This window comes from Streptomyces sp. NPDC020965 (genome assembly GCF_044333555.1).
Taxonomy (GTDB): Bacteria; Actinomycetota; Actinomycetes; order Streptomycetales; family Streptomycetaceae; genus Streptomyces.
The window spans coordinates 314,731-338,901 of the sequence record NZ_JBIRRE010000001.1 but is presented as its reverse complement, the minus strand read 5'-3'; the positions used below and the strand labels follow the sequence as shown (position 1 = coordinate 338,901).

Here is a 24,171-nt window from a genome sequence, read left to right as displayed (position 1 = left end):
CCGGGCCCCACCGGAAGGAGACCGGGAGCGTGGCCGGACCCACCACCGCCGAACGGGGTGTGCGCACCCCATCGCGCCGTCCGCGGGGGGCGTCCGGCCCGCCCGCGCGGGGGCCGTGGTTCCGCCGGCCCCGGCTTCCCGGCCGCCGTCTCCTGCTGATCGCGCTCGCCGTCGCCGTCCTGCTCGGTGGCGTGATCTGGGCGCTGTACGGGTCCTCCTGGCTGCGGGTGGAGCAGGTGCGGGCCACCGGCACCCGGGTGCTGACGCCGGACCAGGTGACCGCGGCGGCCGACGTTCCAATGGGGTCGCCCCTGGTCTCCGTCGACACGGACGGCCTGGCGGACCGGTTGCGTGAGCGGCTGCCCCGGATCGCCTCGGTGGAGGTGTCCCGTTCGTGGCCGCACGGAATCACCCTGGACGTCACGGAACGTACCCCCGTTCTGCTGATCGAAAAGGGCGGGAAGTTCATCGAAGTGGATGTCACCGGCCGGCGATTCGCGACGGTCGCCAAGGCCCCCGAAGGCGTACCGCGGCTGGAACTGACCCTGACTCAGTCGGCCGCTTCCCGTCGTTTCCCGACGGATCGGCTCATCACCGAGGCCGTACGGGTCCGGGACGAGCTCCCCAGAAGGGTCGCCGCCGACACCCGCGCGGTAGTAGTCCGCTCATACGATGATTTCTCGGTCGAGTTGACGCGTGGTCGTACTGTGGTGTGGGGCAGCCCCGATGACGGCGAGGTGAAGGCGCGCGCGCTCACCGCGCTGATGAAAGCGGCTCCCGAGGCCGAGCACTTCGATGTGAGCGCCCCCACCGCCCCATCCGTCTCGGGGAGTTGACGCACACCTGCGCGGCGCCACCCCCTGGCTGGTCAGCGCAACGGCTGATCACATAGGGTGAAAAGAAAAACGGGAGGTTCGGCGTGTTCGTTGAACGCGCGCCACTTGTCGACTTAGTGTCCTGTTCGGAAGAGTCCAACGAACAGACACACTGGTAACCCTAAACTTCAACGTTAGGGTTCGGGTCGGCGTTTCGGACCGTCCCTTCGGCATCCGTCGTCCCCGCGCGAGAACCGTGCGGGTAGGCGACACGTAACTCGAGGCGAGAGGCCTTCGACGTGGCAGCACCGCAGAACTACCTCGCAGTCATCAAGGTCATCGGTGTCGGCGGCGGTGGTGTCAATGCCATCAACCGAATGATCGAGGTCGGTCTCAAGGGCGTCGAGTTCATCGCCATCAACACCGATGCGCAGGCACTGTTGATGAGCGACGCCGACGTCAAACTCGACGTCGGCCGTGAACTCACCCGGGGCCTGGGAGCCGGAGCCAATCCGGCCGTCGGTCGCAAGGCGGCAGAGGACCACCGTGAGGAGATCGAGGAGGTCCTCAAGGGGGCCGACATGGTCTTCGTCACCGCTGGCGAGGGTGGTGGCACCGGCACCGGTGGCGCGCCCGTCGTCGCCAACATCGCCCGTTCGCTCGGCGCCCTGACGATCGGTGTGGTCACCCGCCCGTTCACCTTCGAGGGTCGCCGACGGGCCAACCAGGCGGAGGACGGCATCGCCGAACTCCGCGAAGAGGTCGACACCCTCATCGTCATCCCGAACGACCGGCTGCTCTCCATCTCGGACCGCCAGGTCAGCGTGTTGGACGCATTCAAGTCCGCCGACCAGGTCCTGCTCTCGGGCGTTCAGGGCATCACCGACCTGATCACCACCCCCGGCCTGATCAACCTCGACTTCGCCGACGTCAAGTCCGTGATGTCCGAGGCCGGATCGGCGCTCATGGGGATCGGCTCCGCCCGCGGCGACGACCGCGCGGTGGCCGCCGCCGAGATGGCGATCTCCTCGCCGCTCCTGGAGGCGTCCATCGACGGCGCGCGCGGGGTGCTGCTCTCCATCTCCGGCGGTTCCGACCTCGGTCTCTTCGAGATCAACGAGGCCGCGCAGCTCGTGAGCGAGGCCGCCCACCCCGAGGCCAACATCATCTTCGGCGCGGTCATCGACGACGCGCTCGGCGACGAGGTCCGGGTCACCGTCATCGCGGCCGGGTTCGACGGGGGGCAGCCGCCCACCCGCCGTGACACCGTCCTCGGGGCGACCTCCGGCAAGCGCGAGGAGCCGGCCGCCACGCCGTCGCGCGGCACCGAGCAGCCGCGCCAGACCGGTGGCCTCGGCGCCGTACCCTCCCGTGACCGGGAGGAGAGCAGGCCGGAGCCGGTCCCGGTCACGAGCGACCTGGGCTCGTCGGCCCCGCACGTCCCCCCGGCCCGTCCGTACCCGGACACCTCGGCCGAAGAGCTGGATGTCCCGGACTTCTTGAAGTGACCGTGCGGGACCACGCGATACACGAGAACGGCGCGCACTTCGCCTTCACCGACCGGTGGGGCGGGGTGAGCGCCGTTCCGTACGAGGAGCTGAATCTCGGTGGCGCGGTCGGTGACGACCCCGCGGCGGTACGGGCCAACCGGGCCGTCGCGGCCGGGAAGCTGGGGCTCGACCCCGGCGATGTGGTCTGGATGAACCAGGTCCACGGCAGGGAAGTCGCCACGGTGGACGGCCCCTGGGGCGACGGGCCGATTCCGGCGGTGGACGGTGTGGTCACCGCGCGGCGCGGACTCGCGCTCGCCGTGCTGACCGCCGACTGCACCCCGGTGCTGCTGGCCGATCCGGTCGCGGGTGTGGTGGGCGCGGCCCACGCCGGCCGCCCGGGCATGGTCGCCGGGATCGTGCCCGCCACCGTCGGGGCCATGGTGGCCCTGGGTGCCGAGCCGGCCCGGATCGTGGCCCGTACCGGACCCGCGATCTGCGGACGCTGTTACGAAGTCCCCGCGGCGATGCGGTCCGAGGTCGCGGCCGTCGAACCCGCCGCCTGGGCGGAGACGAGCTGGGGGACGCCCGCCGTCGACGTCACGGCCGGGGTGCACGCCCAGCTCGCGGCGCTCGGGGTGTGGGACCGAAAGCCCTCCGCGTTCTGCACACTGGAGTCGAACGACCATTATTCGTACCGCCGGGACCGCACCACCGGGCGGCTCGCCGGATATGTCTGGCTGGCACCGCTTTCCGGGGGGACGGACGACGCTTCCCCCGCAGGAGGGGCCGCAGCATGACGGACCGTAGGACAGAACTCGCCGCCAATCTGGCGACGGTGGAGGAACGTATCGCCTCCGCCTGCGCCGCGGCCGGGCGCAAGCGGGACGAGGTGACGCTCATCGTGGTCACCAAGACCTATCCGGCGAGTGATGTTCGCCTCCTCCATGAACTCGGTGTGCGCCACGTCGCGGAGAATCGTGACCAGGACGCGGCGCCCAAGGCGACCGCTTGCGCGGATCTGGATCTCAGTTGGCACTTCGTCGGTCAGTTGCAGACCAATAAAGTCCGTTCTGTGGCGGGATATGCCGATGTTGTGCAGTCGATCGATCGCGTGAGGCTTGTCACCGCGCTCTCCGCCGCCGCGGTCCGGGCCGGGCGGGAACTGGGCTGTCTGATTCAGGTCGCCCTGGACGCCGACGCGGGGACGCGCGGGGACCGGGGCGGTGTCGCACCGGACGGAATCGAGGAGTTGGCCGCCGCCGTGGACGGCGCGCCGGGACTGCGGCTCGGTGGTCTGATGACCGTCGCGCCGCTGGCCGGACCGTACGCGGGGCGGCAACGGGCGGCGTTCGAGCGGCTGGTGGAATTCTCATCCGGCCTGCGCGTCGGGCATCCTGCTGCGAACATGGTGTCAGCGGGGATGAGTGCGGACCTCGAAGAGGCCGTGGCGGCCGGGGCGACACATGTACGCGTCGGCACTGCGGTACTCGGAGTCCGTCCTCGGCTCGGGTAACGTCGCCAAGAAGTCGGACCACAGCACAAAATATGGTCATTCCCGTGTTCGAACGGGCGGGCCCCGTGGATCGCGGGCACTTGGTGACGAACCGATCCACCACAGAGCGGAGGATTCAGAGAATGGCCGGCGCGATGCGCAAGATGGCGGTCTACCTCGGCCTCGTGGAGGACGATGGATACGACGGCAGGGGTTTCGATCCCGACGACGACTTCGAGCCCGAACCGGAACCCGAGCGGGAGCACCGGCGGCATCAGCCCGCGCATCAGGTGGAGCGCGAGGAGCCGGTGCGGGTCGTGCAACCCCCGGCGCAGCGCGAGCCGCTGGCGCACGCCGCCCCGCACGCCGCTTCGCTATCCGCAGAAAGCGGACGTCCGGCACGAATCGCCCCCGTGGCATCCATCACACCTGAACGCCCGAGCCTGGAGAAGAACGCACCGGTGATCATGCCCAAGGTCGTGTCCGAGCGGGAGCCTTACCGCATCACCACATTGCATCCACGGACCTATAACGAGGCCCGTACCATCGGGGAACACTTCCGTGAGGGCACCCCGGTGATCATGAATCTGACCGAGATGGACGACACCGACGCGAAGCGACTTGTCGACTTTGCCGCGGGACTTGTCTTCGGTCTGCATGGCAGCATTGAGCGGGTGACCCAGAAGGTGTTCCTGTTGTCGCCTGCTAACGTCGATGTCACGGCGGAGGACAAGGCCCGTATCGCAGAGGGCGGATTCTTCAACCAGAGCTGAGACACGACAACCGGGACGAGCCGGCCACAGGCCGGAGCGAGTAGAGCAACAGGGGAGAGGGAAGCGCGGGATGGGCGTCGCACTACAGGTGGTCTACATCGCGCTGATGTGCTTCCTCATCGTGCTGATTTTTCGGCTGGTCATGGATTACGTCTTCCAGTTCGCCCGTTCATGGCAACCCGGTAAGGCGATGGTGGTCGTTCTTGAAGCCACCTACACTGTCACCGATCCACCGCTCAAGCTTCTTCGGCGGTTCATCCCGCCGTTGCGTCTCGGGGGCGTGGCACTCGACCTGTCCTTCTTCGTTCTGATGATCATTGTCTACATCCTGATCTCCATCGTGAGCGGTTTCGCGAGGTGAGTGGGTAACAGTGGACGATACGGTCTTGCCGACTGCCGACGACTACGTAGAGGTGAAGAAGAGATGCCGCTGACCCCCGAGGACGTGCGGAACAAGCAGTTCACGACGGTCCGCCTCCGGGAAGGCTATGACGAGGACGAGGTCGATGCCTTCCTCGACGAGGTCGAGTCGGAATTGACCCGCTTGCTCCGTGAGAACGAGGACCTGCGCGCCAAGCTGGCCGCGGCGACCCGAGCGGCGGCGCAGAATCAGCAACAACAGGGGATGCGCAAACCGCCGGAGCCGCAGGACGGCCGCGGCGGACCGGGAGCACCGGTGCCCGCCGCCATATCTGGCCCCCCGGTTCAGCAGCAGCAGCCCCCGCAGATGGGTCCCCCCCAGCTGCCCGGTGGAGCGCCGCAGCTGCCGGCCGGCCCGAGCCACGGCGGTCCCATGGGTGGACCCGGTGGCCAACTGCAGGGCGGTCCCATGCAGGGCAACCCGATGCAGGGTGGTCCGATGCAGGGCCAGATGCAGAACGGCCAGATGCAGGGCAACCCCATGCAGGGTGGTCCGATGCAGGGCCAGATGCAGAACGGCCAGATGCAGGGCCAGATGCAGGGTGGTCCCATGCAGGGCGGCCCGATGGGTGGCCCCATGGGCGGTCACCCCGGTGGCCATGGCGGACCGCAGCACCCGCAGCCCGGTCAGGGCCCCGGTGGCGACAGTGCCGCCCGGGTGCTCTCGCTGGCGCAGCAGACCGCCGACCAGGCGATCGCGGAGGCCCGTTCCGAGGCCAACAAGATTGTCGGCGAGGCGCGTTCGCGTGCGGAGGGTCTGGAGCGGGACGCCCGCGCCAAGGCCGACGCGCTGGAGCGGGACGCCCAGGAGAAGCACCGCGTGGCGATGGGCTCCCTGGAGTCCGCGCGGGCGACGCTGGAGCGCAAGGTCGAGGACCTGCGGGGCTTCGAGCGTGAGTACCGGACGCGGCTGAAGTCCTACCTGGAGAGCCAGCTTCGTCAGCTGGAGACCCAGGCGGACGACTCGCTGGCGCCGCCGCGGACCCCCGCGGCCGCCTCGCTGCCGCCGTCGCCCTCGATGGCCTCGGCCGGCGCGGGCGCGATGGGTCACTCCATGGCCGGTGGGCCGTCGATGGGTCAGTCCATGGGCGGTAACCCGTCGATGGGTGGCGGCCCTTCGTACGGTGGCCAGCAGCAGATGTCCCCGGCGATGACTCAGCCGATGGCACCGGTCCGGCCGCAGGCGCCGCAGCCGATGCAGCAGGCGCCGGCGCCGATGCGGGGCTTCCTGATCGACGAGGACGACAACTGACGGCGGGAGCGCGCTGAGCGCGTAGCCGTCGGCAGGCGGGGGCCGGGCCCGGGACATCAGTCCCGGGCCCGGCCCTTTTGCTGTGCGGGGACCGGGTGCCGTGCGGGCGGGGCCCGGGTGCTTGTGCGGGTGCGTGGGTGGTGCCGGGGTGCGCTCCGGTGTGGCGGCGGGACTGCATGATTTACGGCGCTACTCGGGTGCTCGTTTTCCGGGGCACCTTCAGCGCCACAAATCACGCTCTACGTCCCGCCACCACTCCTGCGCGCCCCCCTCCCGCCCTGGTGTTCCGCAGCCCTCGTGCTTCTGTCTCCCTGGTTTCGGGGCGGTTGCCAGGTGGTGGGGGATGGGAAAGGGGGCCGGGGGCCAATGCCCCCGGCCCCCTCAGGGGTGGTGCGGTGCTTACGCCTTGCGGAGCTGGAACGTCAGCGACAGTGGTTCGTCCGTGAACATTTGTCCGAAGGAGTCGTCAGCGGGGGCGGGGGTGAAGGCCGTCGCCAGCACCTCGTCAGCGATCAGGGACGCATGTGTGGTGAGCGCCTCCGTCGTGGCCGGGTCCGCCGAGGTCCAGATCACCGAGATCCGGTCCGCCACGTCCAGGCCGCTGTTCTTACGGGCCTCCTGGATCAGCCGGATCGCGTCGCGGGCCAGGCCCGCCAGACGCAGCTCCGGGGTGATCTCCAGGTCGAGGGCGACCGTGGCACCCGAGTCGGACGCCACCGACCAGCCCTCCCGGGGGGTCTCGGTGATGATGACCTCCTCGGGGGTGAGCGTGATCGTCTCGCCGTCGACCTCCAGCGCGGCCGTACCGTCGCGGAGCGCGAGGGAGAGCGCCGCGGCGTCGGTCTCGGCAACCGCCTTGGCCACCGCCTGCACGCCCTTGCCGAACCGCTTGCCCAGCGCCCGGAAGTTCGCCTTCGCCGTGGTGTCGACCAGCGAGCCGCCGACCTCCGACAGGGACGCCAGCGAGGAGACGTTCAGCTCCTCGGTGATCTGGGCGCGCAGCTCCGGCGACAGGGTCTCGAATCCATGGGCCCCGACGAGCGCGCGGGACAGCGGCTGGCGCGTCTTCACGCCCGACTCCGCGCGGGTCGCCCGCCCCAGCTCCACCAGCCGTCGTACCAGGGTCATCCGGCGCGACAGCTCCGGGTCGATCGCGGTGAGGTCCGCGGCCGGCCATTCGGTCAGATGCACCGATTCCGGGGCGTCCGGCGTCACCGGCACCACCAGGTCCTGCCAGACCCGCTCGGTGATGAAGGGAACGAGCGGGGCCATGACGCGGGTGATCGTCTCGATCACCTCGTGCAGGGTCCGCAGCGCGGCCGGGTCACCCTGCCAGAAGCGGCGGCGGGAGCGGCGTACGTACCAGTTCGAGAGGTCGTCGACGAACGAGGAGAGCAGCTTCCCGGCCCGCTGGGTGTCGTACGCCTCCATCGCCTGGGTGACCTGGTCCACCAGCGCGTTCAACTCGCTGAGCAGCCAGCGGTCCAGGACCGTGCGCTCCGCCGGCGCCGGATCGGACGCGGACGGCGCCCAGTTCGACGTCCGTGCGTAGAGCGCCTGGAAGGCCACCGTGTTCCAGTAGGTCAGCAGGGTCTTGCGGACCACTTCCTGGATGGTGCTGTTGCCCACCCGGCGCGCGGACCACGGCGAGCCACCGGCCGCCATGAACCAACGGACGGCGTCGGCGCCGTGCTGGTCCATCAGCGGGACCGGCTGGAGGGTGTTGCCCAGGTGCTTGGACATCTTCCGGCCGTCCTCGGCCAGGATGTGGCCCAGACAGACGACGTTTTCGTACGAGGACTTGTCGAAGACGAGGGTGCCGACCGCCATCAGCGTGTAGAACCACCCGCGCGTCTGGTCGATCGCCTCCGAGATGAACTGCGCCGGGTAGCGCTTCTCGAAGACGTCCTTGTTCTGGTGCGGGTAGCCCCACTGCGCGAACGGCATCGACCCGGCGTCGTACCACGCGTCGATGACCTCGGGGACGCGCGTCGCCGTGCCCGTGCACTGCGGGCAGTCGAAGGTGACATCGTCGATGTACGGGCGGTGCGGGTCCAGCTCCGCCTGGTCGGTGCCGGTCAGTTCGGACAGCTCGGCGCGCGAGCCGACGCAGGTGAGGTGGTTCTCCTCGCAGCGCCAGATGGGCAGCGGGGTGCCCCAGTAACGGTTGCGGGAGAGCGCCCAGTCGACGTTGTTGTTGAGCCAGTCGCCGAACCGGCCGTGCTTGACCGAGTCCGGGAACCAGTTGGTGTTCTCGTTCTCCTCGATCAGCCGGTCCTTGACCGCGGTCGTACGGATGTACCACGACGGCTGCGCGTAGTAGAGCAGCGCGGTGTGACAGCGCCAGCAGTGCGGGTAGCTGTGCTCGTACGGGATGTGGCGGAAGAGCTTGCCGCGCTCCTGGAGGTCCGCGGTCAGTTGTTCGTCCGCCTTCTTGAAGAAGACGCCGCCGACCAGCGGGAGGCCCTCCTCGAAGGTGCCGTCCGGGCGGACCGGGTTGACCACCGGCAGGCCGTAGGCGCGGCAGACCTTGAGGTCGTCCTCACCGAAGGCGGGGGACTGGTGGACCAGACCCGTACCGTCCTCGGTGGTGACGTACTCGGCGTTCACGACGTAGTGCGCGGGGGCGGGGAACTCGACCAGGTCGAAGGGGCGCTCGTACGTCCAGCGCTCCATCTCCGCGCCGGAGAACGACTCTCCCGTCGGCTCCCAGCCCTCGCCGAGCGCCTTCTCCAACAGGGGCTCGGCGACGACGAGCCGCTCCGTGCCGTCGGTCGCCACCACATAGGTGACGTCAGGGTGCGCGGCGACCGCGGTGTTCGACACCAGTGTCCACGGGGTCGTCGTCCACACCAGGAGCGCGGCCTCGCCCGCGAGCGGGCCGGAGGTCAGCGGGAAGCGGACGAAGACCGAGGGGTCCACGACCGTCTCGTACCCCTGCGCCAGCTCGTGGTCGGAGAGGCCCGTGCCGCAGCGCGGGCACCAGGGGGCGACCCGGTGGTCCTGGACCAGCAGTCCCTTGTTGAAGATCTCCTTGAGCGACCACCAGACCGAGTCGATGTACTCGGGCTTCATGGTCCAGTACGCGTCGTCGAGGTCGACCCAGTACCCCATGCGCTCGGTCAGCTCGGCGAAGGCGTCCGTGTGCCGGGTCACCGACTCACGGCACTTGGCGTTGAACTCGGCGATGCCGTACGCCTCGATGTCCTTCTTGCCGGAGAAGCCCAGCTCCTTCTCGACGGCCAGCTCGACCGGCAGTCCGTGACAGTCCCAGCCGGCCTTGCGGGCGACGTGGTAGCCACGCATCGTACGGAACCGGGGAAAGACGTCCTTGAAGACGCGGGCCTCGATGTGGTGGGCACCGGGCATGCCGTTGGCGGTCGGCGGGCCCTCGTAGAACACCCACTCGGGGCGGCCTTCGGACTGGGCCAGGGTCTTGGCGAAGACCTTGTTCTCGCGCCAGAAGTCGAGCACGGCGTGCTCCAGCGCGGGCAGGTCGACCTGGGCGGGTACCTGGCGGTACTGCGGGGGTGTCATCGGCGAACTCCTCCGGCGGACAGATTCTCTTCCGTCGGAGGGACGAGAGCTGTGCTGCTCCCGCGGTACCACCCTCCTTGGCGGCGCAGGAACGCACCGCCCCCTCATTGGGGTCGCGACACCGGTTCTACTCGCCTGACGGCTTTCTTCCGGCGGCTCCGGGGTGATGCTTCACCGCGCGCTCACCCCCGGGCTCACACCGTCCCCGGGTCGCTCTTGGCCGCCTGCGCCGCTACTCGTCCCCATCCAAGCCTTTCGCTCAGGCCAGTGTACGGGGCCCCGACGTGGTACTCCGACCGCTTTTCCCGCGCCGCGCACGGGGCCCCGCGGATGACCCGAATGGCCAACCGGGTGGGGCCCGAATGGCCGGACCCGGCGGAAGGGGCGCGGATGCTCCCGGGGGGTGGATGACGCGGCGGGGGCGGGGCGGGACGGCTGTGCGGAGCGTCTCCGGTGGGGGCGGGGACCGGCGCGGCGGCGGCGTGGTCCGTTTGCCGCGGGCCCAGAGTCGATTTATCGTCCCAGCACGATTCGCGTGCAAGATCACAATATGTGAAGGGGCCGCGGCCATGGTGGCGAAGAAGACCGCCGAGAGACATCCGGCGTCCGCGAGATCCACCGCCGCCGAGGCGGCTGCCGACGATCCTCCGGAGGCGACCGGCGACGCTCCCCCGGAGACCGCTGGCGGGGGAGCCCCCGTCGCCGGAGCGAAGAAGGCGTCGGGGGTGAAGAAGGCCACCGGGGGGAAGGGTGCCGCGAAGAAGGCGGTGGGGAAGAAAGCGGCGGGGAAGAAGGCTGTCGGGGAGAAGGTCGCGGTGAAGAAGGCGGTCGCCAAGAAGGCGGCCAAGAAGAGCGCGAAGAAGACGGCCGCGAAGAAGACGGCCGCGAGTGCGGCCGGGGCCACCGGGGTCCCGGCCGATGGCGCACAGCAGACAGGAGCCAGGACGGTGGGATCGAAGAAGACCGTGGCCGCTCGGAAGAGCGCCACAGCCGTGCCCACGGCCCGTGCGGCGGCGACGGCTCCGGACGGGCTGGCGGTGCGGCCCGGCGAGGACCCCTGGACCCCGGAGGAGGTCGCCGAGGCCCGGTCCGAGCTGGCGGGCGAGGTGGTCAGGCTGAACGCCGAGCTGACCGCGTCCGAGGCGGCGCTGGCCGGGCTGATGCGGGACTCCGGCGGTGGCGCGGGCGACGACGACGCCGACACCGGGACCAAGAACATCACCCGCGAGCACGAGCTGGCGCTCGCCGCCAGCGCCCGCGAGATGCTGGAGCAGACCGAGCGGGCGCTGCGGCGGCTCGACGCGGGGACCTACGGGATCTGCGAGAACTGCGGCAAACCCATCGGCAAGGCCCGTATGCAGGCGTTCCCGCGGGCCACGCTCTGTGTGGAGTGCAAGCAGAAGCAGGAACGGCGGGGCTGATTCGGCAAATGCCGTGCCGTACCCTCGACGTCAGTCAAGCACCTAGGTTGAGGGACTCACGTGGCAGAGGCGGAGCGCATCATCGGTACGCCAGACGGGGACGGCGAGGCCGCGGCCCCCGCCGACCGGCCCAAGGGCGGGCGCAGGATCGCCGTGCTGTTCGGTGTGGCGGCCGTCGCGTATCTGATCGACCTGGTCACCAAGATGCTCGTGGTGGCCAAGCTGGAGCACCACGAGCCCATAGAGATCATCGGTGATTGGCTGAAGTTCGAGGCGGTACGGAACGCCGGCGCGGCCTTCGGTATCGGCGAGGCGTTCACCGTGATCTTCACCGCCATCGCGGCGACGGTGATCCTCGTGATCATCCGGCTGGCGCGCAAGCTCTACAGCCTGCCCTGGGCCATCGCGCTCGGTCTGCTCCTCGGCGGTGCGCTGGGCAATCTCACCGACCGGATCTTCCGCTACCCCGGCGTCTTCAAGGGCGCGGTCGTGGACTTCATCGCGCCCGCGCACTTCGCCGTCTTCAACCTCGCCGACACCGCGATCGTCTGCGGTGGCGTGCTGATCGTGATCCTCTCCTTCAAGGGGCTCGACCCCGACGGCACCGTCCACAAGGACTGACCCCGGGGCCGTCCCGCCCGGCGTGTTGTCCACAGGGAATCGTCCCCGGGCACGTGGTGCCCGGGAACAAGGCATACTCGACGGGTGAGTACGCTTCCCGAGATCCGCACCCTGCCCGTACCCGATGGCCTTGAGGGCGAGCGCGTCGACGCCGCCATTTCCCGGATGTTCGGGTTCTCTCGTACGAAGGCGGCCGAGCTGGCCGCCGCCGGGAAGGTGCTGGTCGACGGCGCGGCCGTCGGAAAGTCCGAGCGGGTGCACGGCGGCGCCTGGCTTGAGGTCGAGATGCCGCAGGCGCCCGCGCCGGTCCAGGTCGTGGCCGAGCCGGTCGAGGGCATGGAGATCGTCCACGACGACGACGACATCGTCGTGATCATGAAGCCGGTGGGCGTGGCCGCGCACCCGAGCCCCGGCTGGACCGGGACCACGGTGATCGGTGGCCTCGCCGCCGCCGGGTATCGCATCTCCACCTCGGGCGCCGCCGAGCGCCAGGGCATCGTGCACCGGCTGGACGTCGGCACCTCGGGCCTGATGGTGGTGGCGAAGTCGGAGCGCGCGTACACCCTGCTCAAGCAGCAGTTCCGGGAGCGCACGGTCGACAAGCGCTACCACGCGCTGGTGCAGGGGCACCCGGACCCGATGAGCGGGACGATCGACGCCCCCATCGGCCGCCACCCGAACCACGACTACAAGTGGGCCGTCGTCGCCGAGGGCAAGCCCTCCGTGACCCACTACGACCTGCTGGAGGCGTACCGCGCGGCGTCCCTCCTCGACATCAAGCTGGAGACCGGGCGCACCCACCAGATCCGGGTGCACATGGCGGCCCACCGGCATCCCTGTGTGGGCGATCTGACCTATGGCGCTGACCCGACGATGGCCAAGCGCCTCGGACTGACCCGCCAGTGGCTGCACGCGGTGCGCCTCGGCTTCGAGCACCCGTCGGACGGCCGCTGGGTGGAGTACGAGAGCGGCTACCCGGACGATCTGCGCGGTGCGCTGGACAAGATCGCCGCAGAGAGCGCCTGAGGGATGAGTGCCGACCCGCTGGACGGGAGCGTGACCGTCGCGGGGTGCTCCGCACCGGCGGAGCGGTCCTTCCTGGTCCGGGTCGCCGAGGGGCCCGCGGACCGGAAGGCGTGTTTCGCGGTCCGCGAGGACGTCTTCGTCATCGAACAGCGGGTCCCCGTCGAGATCGAGTACGACGTCTTCGACGAGGACGGCGCCGACACCGTGCATCTGCTGGCACTGGCCGGTGACGGCACCCCGCTGGGCGCGGGGCGGCTGCTCCACGGCCCGGCGGCGGCCGACCGGACGGGCGGCGATCCCCGCGTGGGCTCGCTGGGCCGGCTGGCCGTGGTCCCCGCGGCGCGCGGTCTCGGCGTCGGTGTCGCACTGGTCCGCGCGATCGAGGACGCGGCGCGCGAGCGGGGTCTCACGGTCATGGACCTGCACGCCCAGACCCATGCGCGCGGGTTCTACGAACGGCTGGGATACACGGCCTACGGGCCGGAGTACGACGAGGCCGGAATCGGCCACCAGGGGATGCGGCGGGAGCTGTAGGTCGTGTCCGCACCGTCCTGAAGACACTCCCCGGGCCGCCCCTGTCGGAGCCGGCTGCGCGCCGCGCGCCGACCCCGCGCTCACGTTGGTGGGGGAGCCACCGCCCGTCATGCAGGCTTATGTCCGACTATGCGTGGCAGGCTGAGCCCTTGATCGTGGTGGTTTCCAACCCCCGGAGGGCCCACCGTGGACCAACTCGCGCTACTGCTCGTGCTGTTGCTCGGAGCCGTGGTGACCGTACCGCTCGGGGCGCGGCTCGATCTTCCCGCACCGGTGCTGATGACCCTCGCCGGGGCCGGTGTGGCCTTTCTCCCCTTCGTACCGACCGTCGAGATCCCACCCGAGTTCATCCTGCCGCTGGTGCTGCCGCCGCTGCTGTACGCGTCCGTCCAGCGCACCTCCTGGCGGCAGTTCACCGCCCATCTGCGGCCGATCCTGCTGCTCGCCGTCGCCCTGGTGTTCGTGACCACAGCGGCGGTCGCCGCCGTCGCCCAGGCCATCGTGCCCGGACTGCCGATCGCCGCGGCCGTCGCGCTCGGCGCCCTGGTCGCACCGCCCGATCCGGTCGCCGCGACCGCGGTCGCCGGCCGGCTCGGGCTGCCGCGCCGGCTGGTCTCCATCCTGGAGGGCGAGGGACTCTTCAACGACGTCACGGCGATCGTGCTCTACCACGTGGCCGTCGCGGCGGCGGTCAGCGGAACCTTCTCCTGGTCCGGTGCGGCCGAGCGGCTCGTGCTCTCCGCCGTCGTCGCGGTCGCCGTCGGATTCGCCCTCGGCTGGCTCTCCAACAAACTGATGAGCTTCCTCGGCGATGCCACCCTCCAGGTCGGGCTCTCCCTGATGGTGCCGTTCGTGAGCTATGTGCTGGCCGAGGAGCTGCACGGTTCGGGTGTCCTCGCCGTACTCACCACCGCGCTCTTCCTCGCCGAGCACACCGCCGACGCGGACGACGTCATGGGCCGGCTGGCCGGGAACACCTTCTGGGGGATCATCGACACCCTGGTGACCGGGGTGGCCTTCGGGCTCATCGGGCTGGAACTGCACACCGTCTTCGGTACCGAGGACGGCCGGCTGCCCGAGCTGATCGGCTGGGGCGCCACGGTCGCGGCGGTCGTCGTCGGCGTACGGCTGCTGTGGCTGCTGCCCGCCACCTGGGCCGCCAAACGGCTCCACACCCGGCGGGACTACGACGAGGACATCCCCGTGAGCTGGCGCGAGACGGTCGTCATGTGGTGGTCCGGGATGCGTGGGGTGGCCTCGGTCGCGCTGGCCCTCGCCATTCCGCTGACCACCGACAGCGGTGCGCCGTTCCCGGGCCGGAGCGAGATCGTCTTCATCGCCTTCGTGGTGATCCTCGCCACCCTGGTGATCCAGGGGCTCACCCTCCCCTGGCTGGTCCGGCGGCTGGGGGTGCGCGCCGACACCGAATCCGAACGCGAACTGGAGCGTGGCCTCGCGATCCGGGCCGCCCGCGCGGCCAGACACCGGCTGCGGGAGATCGAACAGGTCGAGGAGTTGCCGGAGGAGGTCAGCGAACGGCTGCTGCGCGGCGCGTACGAGGTGGCGGCCTGGATCAGCCCGGACATCATCGACGAGGACCGGCGCGAGTGGTACGCCCGGCGTACCGAGCGGGCCAGGACCGTCCGCCGCATCCAGCGGGAGATGATGTCCGCCGCCCGGCACGAGGTCCTCGCCGCCCGGAGTGAACCCGGCGCGAATCCGGAGGTGGTGGACCGGGTGCTGCGGCATCTGGACGTGCGCAGCCTGCGCTGAGGCCGGGGCGCCACCCCGGGTGGGATGGCGCCCCGGCACCGCAGGGGTCAGCCCCGGCCCGTCCGGGGGCGTACCTCGTCCGCCGCCACCGGTTCGCTCTCGGGCCGCTTCGTCAGCGGCGGGCTCACCGCCGCCGTCGCCTCCGCCGCCGGTGCCGTGGCGATCCGCGGCAGCGCGTACGGATGGTGCTCGTACAGCCAGGCGATCAGCCGCTCGCGCACCACGCACCGTACGGTCCAGATGTCGTCCGCGTCCTTCGCGGTGACGACCGCCCGCACGTGCATGGTCGACGGGGTGGTGTCCGTGACGGCGAGCGACCAGTCGCGGCCGTCCCAGGCCGGGCAGTCGCGCAGCACCTCATGGAGCTTCTCGCGCATCTCCGGCACCGGGGCCGCGTGGTCCAGGTGGAAGAAGACGGTACCGGTCATCTGCACGCCGCCGCGCGACCAGTTCTCGAACGGCTTGCTGGTGAAGTACGAGACCGGCATGGTGATCCGGCGCTCGTCCCAGGTCCGTACGGCGAGGAAGGTGAGGGTGATCTCCTCCACCGTGCCCCACTCGCCGTCCACGACCACCGTGTCCCCTATCCGCACCATGTCGCCGAAGGCGATCTGGAATCCGGCGAAGAGGTTTCCCAGCGTCGACTGGGCGGCGACACCGGCGACGATGCCGAGCACACCGGCCGACGCCAGCATCGACGTACCGACCGTGCGCATGGCCGGGAAGGTCAGCAGCATCGCCGCGACCGCCACCACCCCGACGACGGCGATGACGACCCGCTGGATCAGCGTGACCTGGGTCCGCACCCGGCGCACTCGGGCCGGATCGCGGGTCGCCGCCGCGTAGCGGCTGTAGGTGGACTCGACCACGGCCGTGGCGACCTTGACGGCCAGCCAGGCGGAGGCGCCGATCAGCACCAGGGACAGGATCCGTCCGATGCCGTCGTGGTGGCTTCTGAGGCTGCCGATCTCGGCCTGTCGGTAGGTCCCGCTCAGCAGCGCCGTGATCAGTACGAACTGCAGGGGAAGGCGGCAGCGGCGCAGCAGACCCCACAGCGGGGTCTCCGGATGCCGGGTGTCGGCTCGGCGGAGCAGCAGGTCGACCAGCCAGCCCACGACCAGCGTGAGCACGACCGAACCGCCGATGACGATCAAAGGGCGCAGCACGTTCTCCATGTCTTCGAACGTAACCTGACCTCATGGACATCATGCTTTTCTCTTCGACATACGGTCTTCGCCCCGCCGTCCGGTCGGCCGCCGAACGCCTGGAAACGGCTGGTCACCGGGTGTGGACGCCCGATCTTTTCGAGGGCAGGACCTTTGGCGACGTTGAGGCGGGGATGGCCTACAAGGACGAGCTGGGCAAGGACGAGCTGCTGAAGCGGGCGGTGCTGGCCGCCGCGCCCTACTCGGACCGGGGGCTGGTCTACGCGGGGTTCTCGCTGGGCGCCTCGATCGCGCAGACGCTGGCGCTGGGCGACGAGAAGGCCCGCGGGCTGCTGCTGTTGCACGGCACGTCCGACATTGCGGCGAACGCGGCCGTCGACGAACTGCCCGTACAACTGCATATCGCCGATCCCGATCCGTTCGAGCCGCATGACTGGCTGACGGCGTGGTACCTGGGAATGAGCAAGGCGGGCGCGGACGTCGAGGTCTACCGCTACCCGGGCGCCGGACACCTCTACACCGACCCGGAGCTGCCGGACTACGACGCGGAGGCGGCCGAGCAGACCTGGCGGGTGGCGCTCGGCTTCCTGGAGACCCTGGAGACGCCGGAGACCTTGGAGACGCCGGAGAAGTAGCGCGGGCGGGACCCGCCATCGGCCGCCGGGGGGGCCGGGCCCGAGGGGCGGGCGAACCGGGAGGTCCGCCCGCCCCCAGGGAGCCGCGCGGGCTCGGAAGAGCCTGAGGCTTTGACGCCGTGCGGGTTCCGCGGGCCTCGGACTCCGATGCCGTGCGCGGGTTCCGCGGGCCTAGGCGGCCTTGAGCGCCTTGCCCACGGCCGTGTTGAACTCGTCGGCCGTCATCGGCGGGTTATCCGAACCCTCCACCGTGATCTTCTTGCCGTCCATCCGGAGCGTCGGCGTACCCCCGACACCGCTGTCGTCGAACTCCTTCGACATCTTCATCGCCCAGGCGTCGAACGTGCCGTCCTTGACGTTCTTCTCGAACGCGGCGTTGTTCTTCAGCGCCGGCACGCTGTCGGCGATCTCCAGCATGTACGAGTCCTTGGCGAAGGTGTCCTTGCTCTCCGTGGGGTGGAACTTCTTCGAGTAGAGGGCCGCCTTGTACTCGGTGAACGCCTCCGGGCTGACGTCCAGCGCCGCGCCCAGGGCGCTGAGCGCGTTCTTCGAGCCCTCGCCGTCGTCCATGTTGTCGATGAAGGTGGCGCCGACGAACTTGAGCTTGTACTTACCGGCCGCGAGGTCCTTCTTGACCGTCTCGCTGACCCCCTGCTCGAACTGGGCGCAGGAGGGACAGCGGGCGTCCTCGAACACTTCGAGGGTCTTCTTGGCGGTCGCCTTGCCGACGACGACCTCCGTGCCGTGGGTGCCCGAGGTGTTCTTGGGCGCGGTCACGGTCTTCGCGTCCTTCGCCGACTCCCAGGCGGTCGGTTCGTTGCTCTGGATCACCGCGTAGCTGATGCCACCGGCCACGGCGAGGACCGCGACCGTCGAGGCGATGACGATGAGCTGCCGACGGGTCTTCTCCTTCTTGGCCTGCTGCTCGCGCTCCACCCGGAGCCGCTCACGGGCCGCCGCCTTGTTGGCCTTGTTGTTACGTGCACTCATGCTGATTCACTCCGGAAGGATGTCGTATCGCCGGGATACGGAAAGCGGGAAAGCCGAAAATACGCAGAATTCACGACAGATGTGCGCGCGGAAATGAGATGTGCGCGCGGATTGTGTGCGCCAGAGGCACGCAGCCGTACGCGGGTCCCGGATCGAGAGGGTCCCGGGGGCGCGGTGCGCTCAGGCGCAGAGCCCGAAGGCGGGCGGCGGTCCCCGTCGTGCGACGGAGTGGACCAGCGTGCGGGTGCGGGAGGCGGCGCCCGGCGGCACGGGGCGCACCGGGCGCCGTACCGGCCGGTGCGCCGCCGTCACCACGGCGAACGCGATGAGCAGTGGCCGGAAGGCGTACGCGCCCACCGCCCGCACCAGACCGGCCAGCGCGGCCTCGCCGTGCCGGAGCCAGCCGGCCGCGAGCAGTCCGACCGCGATATGGGCGGCGAGCAGCAGCCAGGGAGCGGCGGAGTCGGTGGCGGCCGGCAGACCGGCGGCGCCGTCCCCGGCAGCCGTGACCCCGGGCAGTTGGGTGCCGACCCCGCCCCCGCAGAGCACATCGAGCCCCAGCGCCCGCAGCGAACCGGAGACCGGTCCGCCGGCGGGGCCGTAACAGGCGTCCTGGCCGGCCGTGAAGATCGTGTCGGCGGCGAGTTCAAGCGGGACGAGCAGAGCGGCGATGCGCCAGAACCCCCGCTCCCGGCTCGAGAACGCGTACGCGACGGCGAAGACGCCCACCGACAGCCCGGCGACCGTGAACCACGGCAGCGGGGCCCGGGAGAGCAGCACATGGGAAGCGGCGGACAGCGTCACGACCAGTGCCGTGAAGATCGCCGCCCGCAGCGCCCTGAACTGCATTCCCGATACGTCCATCGTCTGCCGAGTGTGCCATGGCTCCGTGAGAGGAGCCTTAAGGGATCCGGTCCTATTCGGTCCTACAGGCCAGGTATCCGGCCATTGCGGAAGAGGTCCACAAAGATCTGGTGGTCACGCCGGGCGCGGGCGCCGTAACGGTGCGCGAAATCGACCAGCAGCTCCGGGAAGCCGTCCTCGTCGGCGGCGATGGCCGCGTCGATGGCCCGCTCGGTGGAGAACGGCACCAGGGAGTGGCCGCTCTGCTCGTCCGCCGCGCCGTGCATGGTGGCCGTGGCCCGGCCGAGGTCCGCGACGACCGCCGCGATCTCCTCCGGGTCGTCGATCTCCGACCAGTCCAGGTCCACCGCGTACGGGGAGACCTCGGCGACGAGCTGACCGGCGCCGTCCAGCTCGGTCCAGCCCAGCCAGGGATCGGCGTGGTCCTGGAGGGCGCGCTGTGAGATCACCGTGCGGTGGCCCTCGTGCTGGAAGTACTCCCGCACGGTCGGATCGTCCAGATGCAGGGAGACCGCCGGGGTCTGCGCCTGCTTCATGTAGATCACGACGTCGTTCTCCAGGGCGTCGCTGTTCCCCTCCAGCAGGATGTTGTAGGAGGGGAGGCCGGCGGAACCTATACCGATGCCGCGCCGGCCGACCACGTCCTTCACCCGGTACGAGTCGGGCCGGGTGAGGCTGGAGTCCGGCAGGGTCTCCAGATAGCCGTCGAAGGCCGCCAGCACCTTGTACCTGCTCGCCGCGTCCAGCTCGATCGAGCCGCCCCCGGGGGCGAAGCGGCGCTCGAAGTCACGGATCTCGGTCATCGAGTCCAGCAGCGAGAAGCGGGTGAGCGACCGGGCGGAGCGGAGCGCCTCCAGCAGCGGGCCGTCGGCGGTGTCCAGGGTGAAGGGCGGGACCTCGTCGTGCTTCGCGCCGGCGGCGAGGGCGTGGATCCGCTCGCGGTAGGCGGCGGCGCAGATCCGCACCAGCTCACTGATCTGTTCGTCGCTGAACGCCTTGGTGTAGCCGATCAGCGCCAGGGAGGCGGCGAGCCGCTTCAGGTCCCAGGTGAAGGGGCCGACATACGCCTCGTCGAAGTCGTTGACGTTGAAGATCAGCCGGCCGTTGGCGTCCATGTAGGTGCCGAAGTTCTCGGCGTGGAGATCGCCGTGGATCCAGACCCGGCTGGTGCGCTCGTCCAGATACGGCCCCCGCACCTCGGGTCCGGAGCCGGCGTCCGTGACCGTGTGCTCCCGCTCCAGATCGCCGTAGAAGACGCAGGCCGCGCCCCGGTAGAAGGCGAACGCGGAGGCGGCCATCTTCCGGAACTTCACCCGGAAGGCCGCGGGATCGGCGGCCAGGAGCTCACCGAAGGCGGTCCCGAAGACGGCGAGGATCTCCTCGCCGCGCTCTTCGGCCGTGACCTCGGTCGAGTGGGGTACCGGCATCGCTGTGCGCCTCCTGGTGCGGTGACTGTGGTGACAAGGGTCTCCCCGGGCAGCGGCGCCGGGGGAGGGGGTACGTCTGGTTCGTTCAACGCCCGGGGCGCCCCGAGAGTGCCCCCCGGCGGGGGGCCATGAGGTGGCTCGGTCGGCCCGTCGGGTGTCGGCGGGGAGTCGTAGACTTCCACGCTGTCCCCCGCAGACGTCCGCCGCCCCCCATCGCCCGCCCTCTGGAGGCCCCCGCCGTGACCAAGCCGCCCTTCACGCACCTGCATGTGCACACTCAGTATTCGCTGCTGGACGGTGCGGCGCGGCTGAAGGACATGTTCAACGCCTGTAATGAGATGGGCATGTCGCATATCGCGATGACGGACCACGGCAATCTGCACGGCGCGTATGACTTCTTCCATCAGGCGAAGAAGGCGGGGGTGACCCCGATCATCGGTATCGAGGCGTATGTGGCGCCGGAGTCGCGGCGCAACAAACGTAAGGTCAAGTGGGGGCAGCCGCATCAGAAGCGGGACGATGTCTCCGGCTCGGGTGGTTACACGCACAAGACGATCTGGGCGGCGAACCGCACGGGTCTGCACAATCTGTTCCGGTTGTCGTCGGACGCGTATGCGGAGGGTTGGCTCCAGAAGTGGCCCCGGATGGACCGGGAGACCATTTCCCAGTGGTCGGAGGGGCTGATCGCGTCGACCGGGTGTCCGTCGGGCGAGTTGCAGACGCGGCTGCGTCTCGGGCAGTTCGACGAGGCGGTGCAGGCGGCCTCGGACTACCAGGACATCTTCGGCAAGGGCCGGTATTTCCTGGAGTTGATGGACCACGGCATCGAGATCGAGCGCCGGGTGCGGGACGGTCTGCTGGAGATCGGAAAGAAGCTCGGTATTCCGCCGTTGGTGACGAATGACTCGCATTACACATATGCGAGTGAGGCGACGGCGCATGACGCGTTGCTGTGCATTCAGACGGGTAAGAATCTGTCGGATCCGGATCGTTTCCGGTTCGACGGGACGGGTTATTACCTGAAGTCGACGGACGAGATGTATGCGGTGGACTCGTCGGACGCCTGGCAGGAGGGGTGCCGCAATACGCTGCTGGTGGCCGAGCAGATCGATGACTCCGGCATGTTCGAGGCGAAGAACCTCATGCCGAAGTTCGACATCCCCGACGGTTACACCGAGGTCACCTGGTTCCAGGAGGAGGTCCGGGTCGGCATGGACCGCCGCTTCCCAGGCGGTGTCCCCGCGGACCGCCAGAAGCAGGCCGAGTACGAGATGGACGTCATCATCCAGATGGGGTTCCCCGGGTACTTCCTGGTGGTCGCCGACTTCATCATGTGGGCGAAGAAGAACGGCATCGCGGTCGGCCCCGGCCGAGGCTCCGCGGCCGGCTCGATCGTCTCGTACGCGATGGGCATCACCGACCTCGACCCGATCGAGCACGGGCTGATCTTCGAGCGGTTCCTCAACCCCGAGCGCGTCTCGATGCCCGATGTCGACATCGACTTCGACGAGCGTCGGCGCGTCGAGGTGATCCGGTATGTGACCGAGAAGTACGGCGCGGACAAGGTCGCCATGATCGGCACCTACGGAAAGATCAAGGCGAAGAACGCCATCAAGGACTCCGCGCGGGTCCTGGGCTATCCGTACGCCATGGGTGACCGGCTGACCAAGGCGATGCCGGCCGATGTTCTCGGCAAGGGCATCGACCTCTCCGGGATCACCGACCCCAAGCACCCCCGCTACAGCGAGGCGGGCGAGATCCGGGGGATGTACGAGAACGAGCCGGACGTACGGAAGGTGATCGACACCGCCAAGGGCGTCGAGGGCCTGGTCCGGCAGATGGGCGTGCACGCGGCCGGCGTGATCATGTCCAGCGAGACGATCACCGACCACGCCCCGGTCTGGGTCCGGCACACCGACGGCGTCACGATCACGCAGTGGGACTATCCGCAGTGCGAGTCGCTCGGCCTGCTGAAGATGGACTTCCTCGGCCTGCGCAACCTCACGATCATGGACGACGCCATCAAGATGGTGAAGGCCAACAAGGGCATCGAGCTGGAGATGCTCGCGCTGCCGCTCGATGACGCGCCCACCTTCGAACTCCTCTGCCGCGGTGACACGCTCGGCGTCTTCCAGTTCGACGGCGGCCCGATGCGCTCGCTGCTGCGACTGATGAAGCCCGACAACTTCGAGGACATCTCCGCCGTCTCGGCCCTGTACCGCCCGGGTCCGATGGGCATGAACTCCCATACGAACTACGCGCTGCGGAAGAACAAGCAGCAGGAGATCACCCCGATCCACCCGGAGCTGGAGGAGCCGCTCCGGGAGGTGCTCGACATCACCTACGGCCTCATCGTGTACCAGGAGCAGGTGCAGAAGGCCGCCCAGATCATCGCGGGCTACTCGCTCGGCGAGGCCGACATCCTCCGCCGCGTGATGGGCAAGAAGAAGCCCGAGGAGCTGGCGAAGAACTTCACGATCTTCCAGGCCGGCGCCCGGAAGAACAACTACTCGGACGAAGCGATCCAGGGCCTCTGGGACGTGCTGGTCCCGTTCGCCGGATACGCCTTCAACAAGGCGCACTCCTCCGCCTACGGTCTGGTCACCTACTGGACCGCGTATCTGAAGGCGAATTATCCGGCGGAGTACATGGCGGCGCTGCTGACGTCGGTGAAGGACGACAAGGACAAGTCGGCGGTCTATCTGAACGAGTGCCGGCGGATGGGCATCAAGGTGCTGCCGCCGAACGTGAACGAGTCGCAGTCGAACTTCGCCGCGCAGGGTGACGATGTGATCCTGTTCGGTCTCACCGCGGTCCGGAACGTCGGTACGAACGTGGTGGACTCGATCATCCGGTGCCGGAAGGCGAAGGGGAAGTACGGGTCGTTCCCGGACTTCCTCGACAAGGTGGAGGCGGTGGTCTGCAATAAGCGGACCGTGGAGTCGCTGATCAAGGCGGGCGCCTTCGACGAGCTGGGGCACACCCGCAAGGGGCTGGTCGCCCACCATGAGCCCATGATCGACAACGTGGTGGCGGTCAAGCGCAAGGAGGCCGAGGGACAGTTCGACCTCTTCGGCGGCATGGGGGACGAGGGGGACGATGAGCCGGGGTTCGGGCTCGATGTCGAGTTCTCGGACGTGGAGTGGGAGAAGTCGTACCTGCTGGCGCAGGAGCGCGAGATGCTCGGGCTCTACGTCTCGGACCATCCGCTCTTCGGTATCGAGCACGTCCTCTCGGACAAGTCGGACGCGGCGATCTCCCAACTGACCGGGGGCGAGCACGCGGACGGCGCGGTCGTCACCATCGGCGGCATCATCTCCGGTCTCCAGCGCAAGATGACCAAGCAGGGCAATGCCTGGGCCATCGCCACGGTGGAGGACCTCGCCGGATCGATCGAGTGCATGTTCTTCCCGGCCACCTACCAGCTCGTCTCCACCCAGCTCGTGGAGGACACCGTCGTCTTCGTCAAGGGACGCCTCGACAAGCGCGAGGACATTCCCCGCCTCGTCGCCATGGAGCTGATGGTTCCCGATCTCTCGTCGGCGGGGACCAACGCTCCGGTGGTCGTCACCATCCCCACGGTGAAGGTGACCCCGCCGATGATCACCCGGCTCGGGGAGATCCTCCGCCATCACAAGGGCAACACCGAGGTGCGGATCAAGCTCCAGGGCCCCCGGTCGACCACGGTGCTCCGGCTCGACCGGCACCGGGTGCAGCCGGATCCGGCGCTCTTCGGTGACCTGAAGGTGCTGCTCGGCCCGTCCTGCCTGGCCGGCTGAGCTGGCGTACCTCCGCACGTACCCGCCCGGCACACGGAGGCATACGGAAGGGGCGCACCCGTCGTCACGGGTGCGCCCCTTCCGTGCTCTCCGCCACGGTCGGCGGTCGGCCGGCGATCGGTCGGCGGCCGGTCAGCAGTCGGTCGGCGGATG

Annotated in this window: 19 protein-coding genes; 14 read left to right on the top strand and 5 right to left on the bottom strand. The window is 69.3% G+C overall.

The window, feature by feature from the left end; translation table 11 throughout:
• Positions 1 to 29 precede the first annotated feature (29 nt).
• From ACH4S7_RS01485 to ACH4S7_RS01455, 7 genes are all read left to right on the top strand, one after another.
• The gene (locus tag ACH4S7_RS01485; RefSeq protein WP_398519003.1) at positions 30 to 836 is read left to right on the top strand and encodes a cell division protein FtsQ/DivIB; all 807 of its coding nucleotides are present in this window, start codon (positions 30 to 32) and stop codon (positions 834 to 836) included.
• A gap of 278 nt (positions 837 to 1,114) precedes the next feature.
• Positions 1,115 to 2,323, top strand: coding sequence for a cell division protein FtsZ (gene ftsZ / locus ACH4S7_RS01480; protein ID WP_398519002.1), 1,209 nt, complete (start codon positions 1,115 to 1,117; stop codon positions 2,321 to 2,323).
• Complete coding sequence (gene pgeF / locus ACH4S7_RS01475; RefSeq protein ID WP_398519001.1) at positions 2,320 to 3,105, top strand: peptidoglycan editing factor PgeF; 786 nt, start codon at positions 2,320 to 2,322, stop codon at positions 3,103 to 3,105. Before ftsZ ends, pgeF begins: the two co-directional genes overlap by 4 nt.
• Complete coding sequence (locus ACH4S7_RS01470) at positions 3,102 to 3,821, top strand: YggS family pyridoxal phosphate-dependent enzyme (protein WP_398519000.1); 720 nt, start codon at positions 3,102 to 3,104, stop codon at positions 3,819 to 3,821. Before pgeF ends, ACH4S7_RS01470 begins: the two co-directional genes overlap by 4 nt.
• 122 nt (positions 3,822 to 3,943) lie before the next feature.
• Positions 3,944 to 4,573: a cell division protein SepF gene (locus ACH4S7_RS01465; protein ID WP_398518999.1), complete on the top strand. Its 630-nt coding sequence runs from the start codon at positions 3,944 to 3,946 to the stop codon at positions 4,571 to 4,573.
• A 70-nt stretch (positions 4,574 to 4,643) separates the two neighbouring features.
• Positions 4,644 to 4,934 carry a YggT family protein gene (locus tag ACH4S7_RS01460; protein ID WP_352190508.1) on the top strand — a complete coding sequence of 97 codons (291 nt, stop codon included), beginning with the start codon at positions 4,644 to 4,646 and terminating at the stop codon, positions 4,932 to 4,934.
• 63 nt (positions 4,935 to 4,997) lie between these two features.
• Positions 4,998 to 6,245 (top strand): DivIVA domain-containing protein, encoded by a 1,248-nt coding sequence (locus tag ACH4S7_RS01455; protein ID WP_398518998.1) that lies wholly within the window; start codon positions 4,998 to 5,000, stop codon positions 6,243 to 6,245.
• 399 nt (positions 6,246 to 6,644) lie between these two features.
• Here ACH4S7_RS01455 and ileS read toward each other — a convergent pair whose 3' ends face one another.
• Entirely contained in the window at positions 6,645 to 9,782 is a 3,138-nt protein-coding gene (gene ileS / locus ACH4S7_RS01450) for an isoleucine--tRNA ligase (RefSeq protein WP_398518997.1), read from the bottom strand.
• Between the two features lie 569 nt (positions 9,783 to 10,351).
• On the opposite strand from ileS, the gene ACH4S7_RS01445 reads away from it, so the two are divergent.
• The 5 genes from ACH4S7_RS01445 (at position 10,352) to ACH4S7_RS01425 (ending at position 15,157) form a co-directional block, all read left to right on the top strand.
• Entirely contained in the window at positions 10,352 to 11,203 is an 852-nt protein-coding gene (locus ACH4S7_RS01445) for a TraR/DksA family transcriptional regulator (RefSeq protein ID WP_398518996.1), read from the top strand.
• A 60-nt stretch (positions 11,204 to 11,263) separates the two neighbouring features.
• The gene (gene lspA, locus ACH4S7_RS01440; protein WP_398518995.1) at positions 11,264 to 11,824 is read left to right on the top strand and encodes a signal peptidase II; all 561 of its coding nucleotides are present in this window, start codon (positions 11,264 to 11,266) and stop codon (positions 11,822 to 11,824) included.
• Positions 11,825 to 11,908: 84 nt separating this feature from the next.
• Positions 11,909 to 12,850 (top strand): RluA family pseudouridine synthase, encoded by a 942-nt coding sequence (locus tag ACH4S7_RS01435; RefSeq protein WP_398518994.1) that lies wholly within the window; start codon positions 11,909 to 11,911, stop codon positions 12,848 to 12,850.
• A 3-nt stretch (positions 12,851 to 12,853) separates the two neighbouring features.
• Positions 12,854 to 13,384: a GNAT family N-acetyltransferase gene (locus ACH4S7_RS01430; RefSeq protein ID WP_398518993.1), complete on the top strand. Its 531-nt coding sequence runs from the start codon at positions 12,854 to 12,856 to the stop codon at positions 13,382 to 13,384.
• A gap of 186 nt (positions 13,385 to 13,570) precedes the next feature.
• Positions 13,571 to 15,157, top strand: a complete 1,587-nt coding sequence (locus ACH4S7_RS01425; protein WP_398518992.1) for a Na+/H+ antiporter — start codon at positions 13,571 to 13,573, stop codon at positions 15,155 to 15,157.
• Positions 15,158 to 15,204: 47 nt separating this feature from the next.
• Here ACH4S7_RS01425 and ACH4S7_RS01420 read toward each other — a convergent pair whose 3' ends face one another.
• Positions 15,205 to 16,332 (bottom strand): mechanosensitive ion channel family protein, encoded by a 1,128-nt coding sequence (locus ACH4S7_RS01420; RefSeq protein WP_398518991.1) that lies wholly within the window; start codon positions 16,330 to 16,332, stop codon positions 15,205 to 15,207.
• Positions 16,333 to 16,355: 23 nt separating this feature from the next.
• Here ACH4S7_RS01420 and ACH4S7_RS01415 point away from each other — a divergent pair, with 23 nt between their 5' ends.
• Complete coding sequence (locus tag ACH4S7_RS01415; protein WP_398518990.1) at positions 16,356 to 16,958, top strand: dienelactone hydrolase family protein; 603 nt, start codon at positions 16,356 to 16,358, stop codon at positions 16,956 to 16,958.
• A 171-nt stretch (positions 16,959 to 17,129) separates the two neighbouring features.
• Here ACH4S7_RS01415 and ACH4S7_RS01410 read toward each other — a convergent pair whose 3' ends face one another.
• From ACH4S7_RS01410 to ACH4S7_RS01400, 3 genes are all read right to left on the bottom strand, one after another.
• Positions 17,130 to 17,948, bottom strand: a complete 819-nt coding sequence (locus tag ACH4S7_RS01410) for a thioredoxin domain-containing protein (protein WP_398518989.1) — start codon at positions 17,946 to 17,948, stop codon at positions 17,130 to 17,132.
• Positions 17,949 to 18,128: 180 nt separating this feature from the next.
• A complete protein-coding gene (locus tag ACH4S7_RS01405; RefSeq protein ID WP_398518988.1) occupies positions 18,129 to 18,812 on the bottom strand; it encodes a hypothetical protein in 684 nt (227 codons plus the stop codon).
• Between the two features lie 62 nt (positions 18,813 to 18,874).
• Positions 18,875 to 20,239 (bottom strand): DUF2252 domain-containing protein, encoded by a 1,365-nt coding sequence (locus ACH4S7_RS01400; RefSeq protein ID WP_398518987.1) that lies wholly within the window; start codon positions 20,237 to 20,239, stop codon positions 18,875 to 18,877.
• Positions 20,240 to 20,478: 239 nt separating this feature from the next.
• Between ACH4S7_RS01400 and dnaE the strand changes: the two genes are divergently transcribed.
• A complete protein-coding gene (gene dnaE, locus ACH4S7_RS01395) occupies positions 20,479 to 24,018 on the top strand; it encodes a DNA polymerase III subunit alpha (protein ID WP_398518986.1) in 3,540 nt (1,179 codons plus the stop codon).
• Positions 24,019 to 24,171: the final 153 nt, after the last annotated feature.

What these genes read in the sequence shown, in the direction of transcription:
- ACH4S7_RS01420 (WP_398518991.1), bottom strand. Translation starts at nt 16,332, where the DNA reads ATGGAGAACGTGCTGCGCCCTTTGATCGTCATCGGCGGTTCGGTCGTG.
- ACH4S7_RS01470 (WP_398519000.1), top strand. Translation starts at nt 3,102, where the DNA reads ATGACGGACCGTAGGACAGAACTCGCCGCCAATCTGGCGACGGTGGAG.
- ileS (WP_398518997.1), bottom strand. Translation starts at nt 9,782, where the DNA reads ATGACACCCCCGCAGTACCGCCAGGTACCCGCCCAGGTCGACCTGCCC.
- ACH4S7_RS01460 (WP_352190508.1), top strand. Translation starts at nt 4,644, where the DNA reads ATGGGCGTCGCACTACAGGTGGTCTACATCGCGCTGATGTGCTTCCTC.
- ACH4S7_RS01465 (WP_398518999.1), top strand. Translation starts at nt 3,944, where the DNA reads ATGGCCGGCGCGATGCGCAAGATGGCGGTCTACCTCGGCCTCGTGGAG.
- ACH4S7_RS01430 (WP_398518993.1), top strand. Translation starts at nt 12,854, where the DNA reads ATGAGTGCCGACCCGCTGGACGGGAGCGTGACCGTCGCGGGGTGCTCC.
- ACH4S7_RS01415 (WP_398518990.1), top strand. Translation starts at nt 16,356, where the DNA reads ATGGACATCATGCTTTTCTCTTCGACATACGGTCTTCGCCCCGCCGTC.
- ACH4S7_RS01400 (WP_398518987.1), bottom strand. Translation starts at nt 20,239, where the DNA reads ATGCCGGTACCCCACTCGACCGAGGTCACGGCCGAAGAGCGCGGCGAG.
- ACH4S7_RS01445 (WP_398518996.1), top strand. Translation starts at nt 10,352, where the DNA reads ATGGTGGCGAAGAAGACCGCCGAGAGACATCCGGCGTCCGCGAGATCC.
- ACH4S7_RS01455 (WP_398518998.1), top strand. Translation starts at nt 4,998, where the DNA reads ATGCCGCTGACCCCCGAGGACGTGCGGAACAAGCAGTTCACGACGGTC.
- ACH4S7_RS01405 (WP_398518988.1), bottom strand. Translation starts at nt 18,812, where the DNA reads ATGGACGTATCGGGAATGCAGTTCAGGGCGCTGCGGGCGGCGATCTTC.
- ACH4S7_RS01410 (WP_398518989.1), bottom strand. Translation starts at nt 17,948, where the DNA reads ATGAGTGCACGTAACAACAAGGCCAACAAGGCGGCGGCCCGTGAGCGG.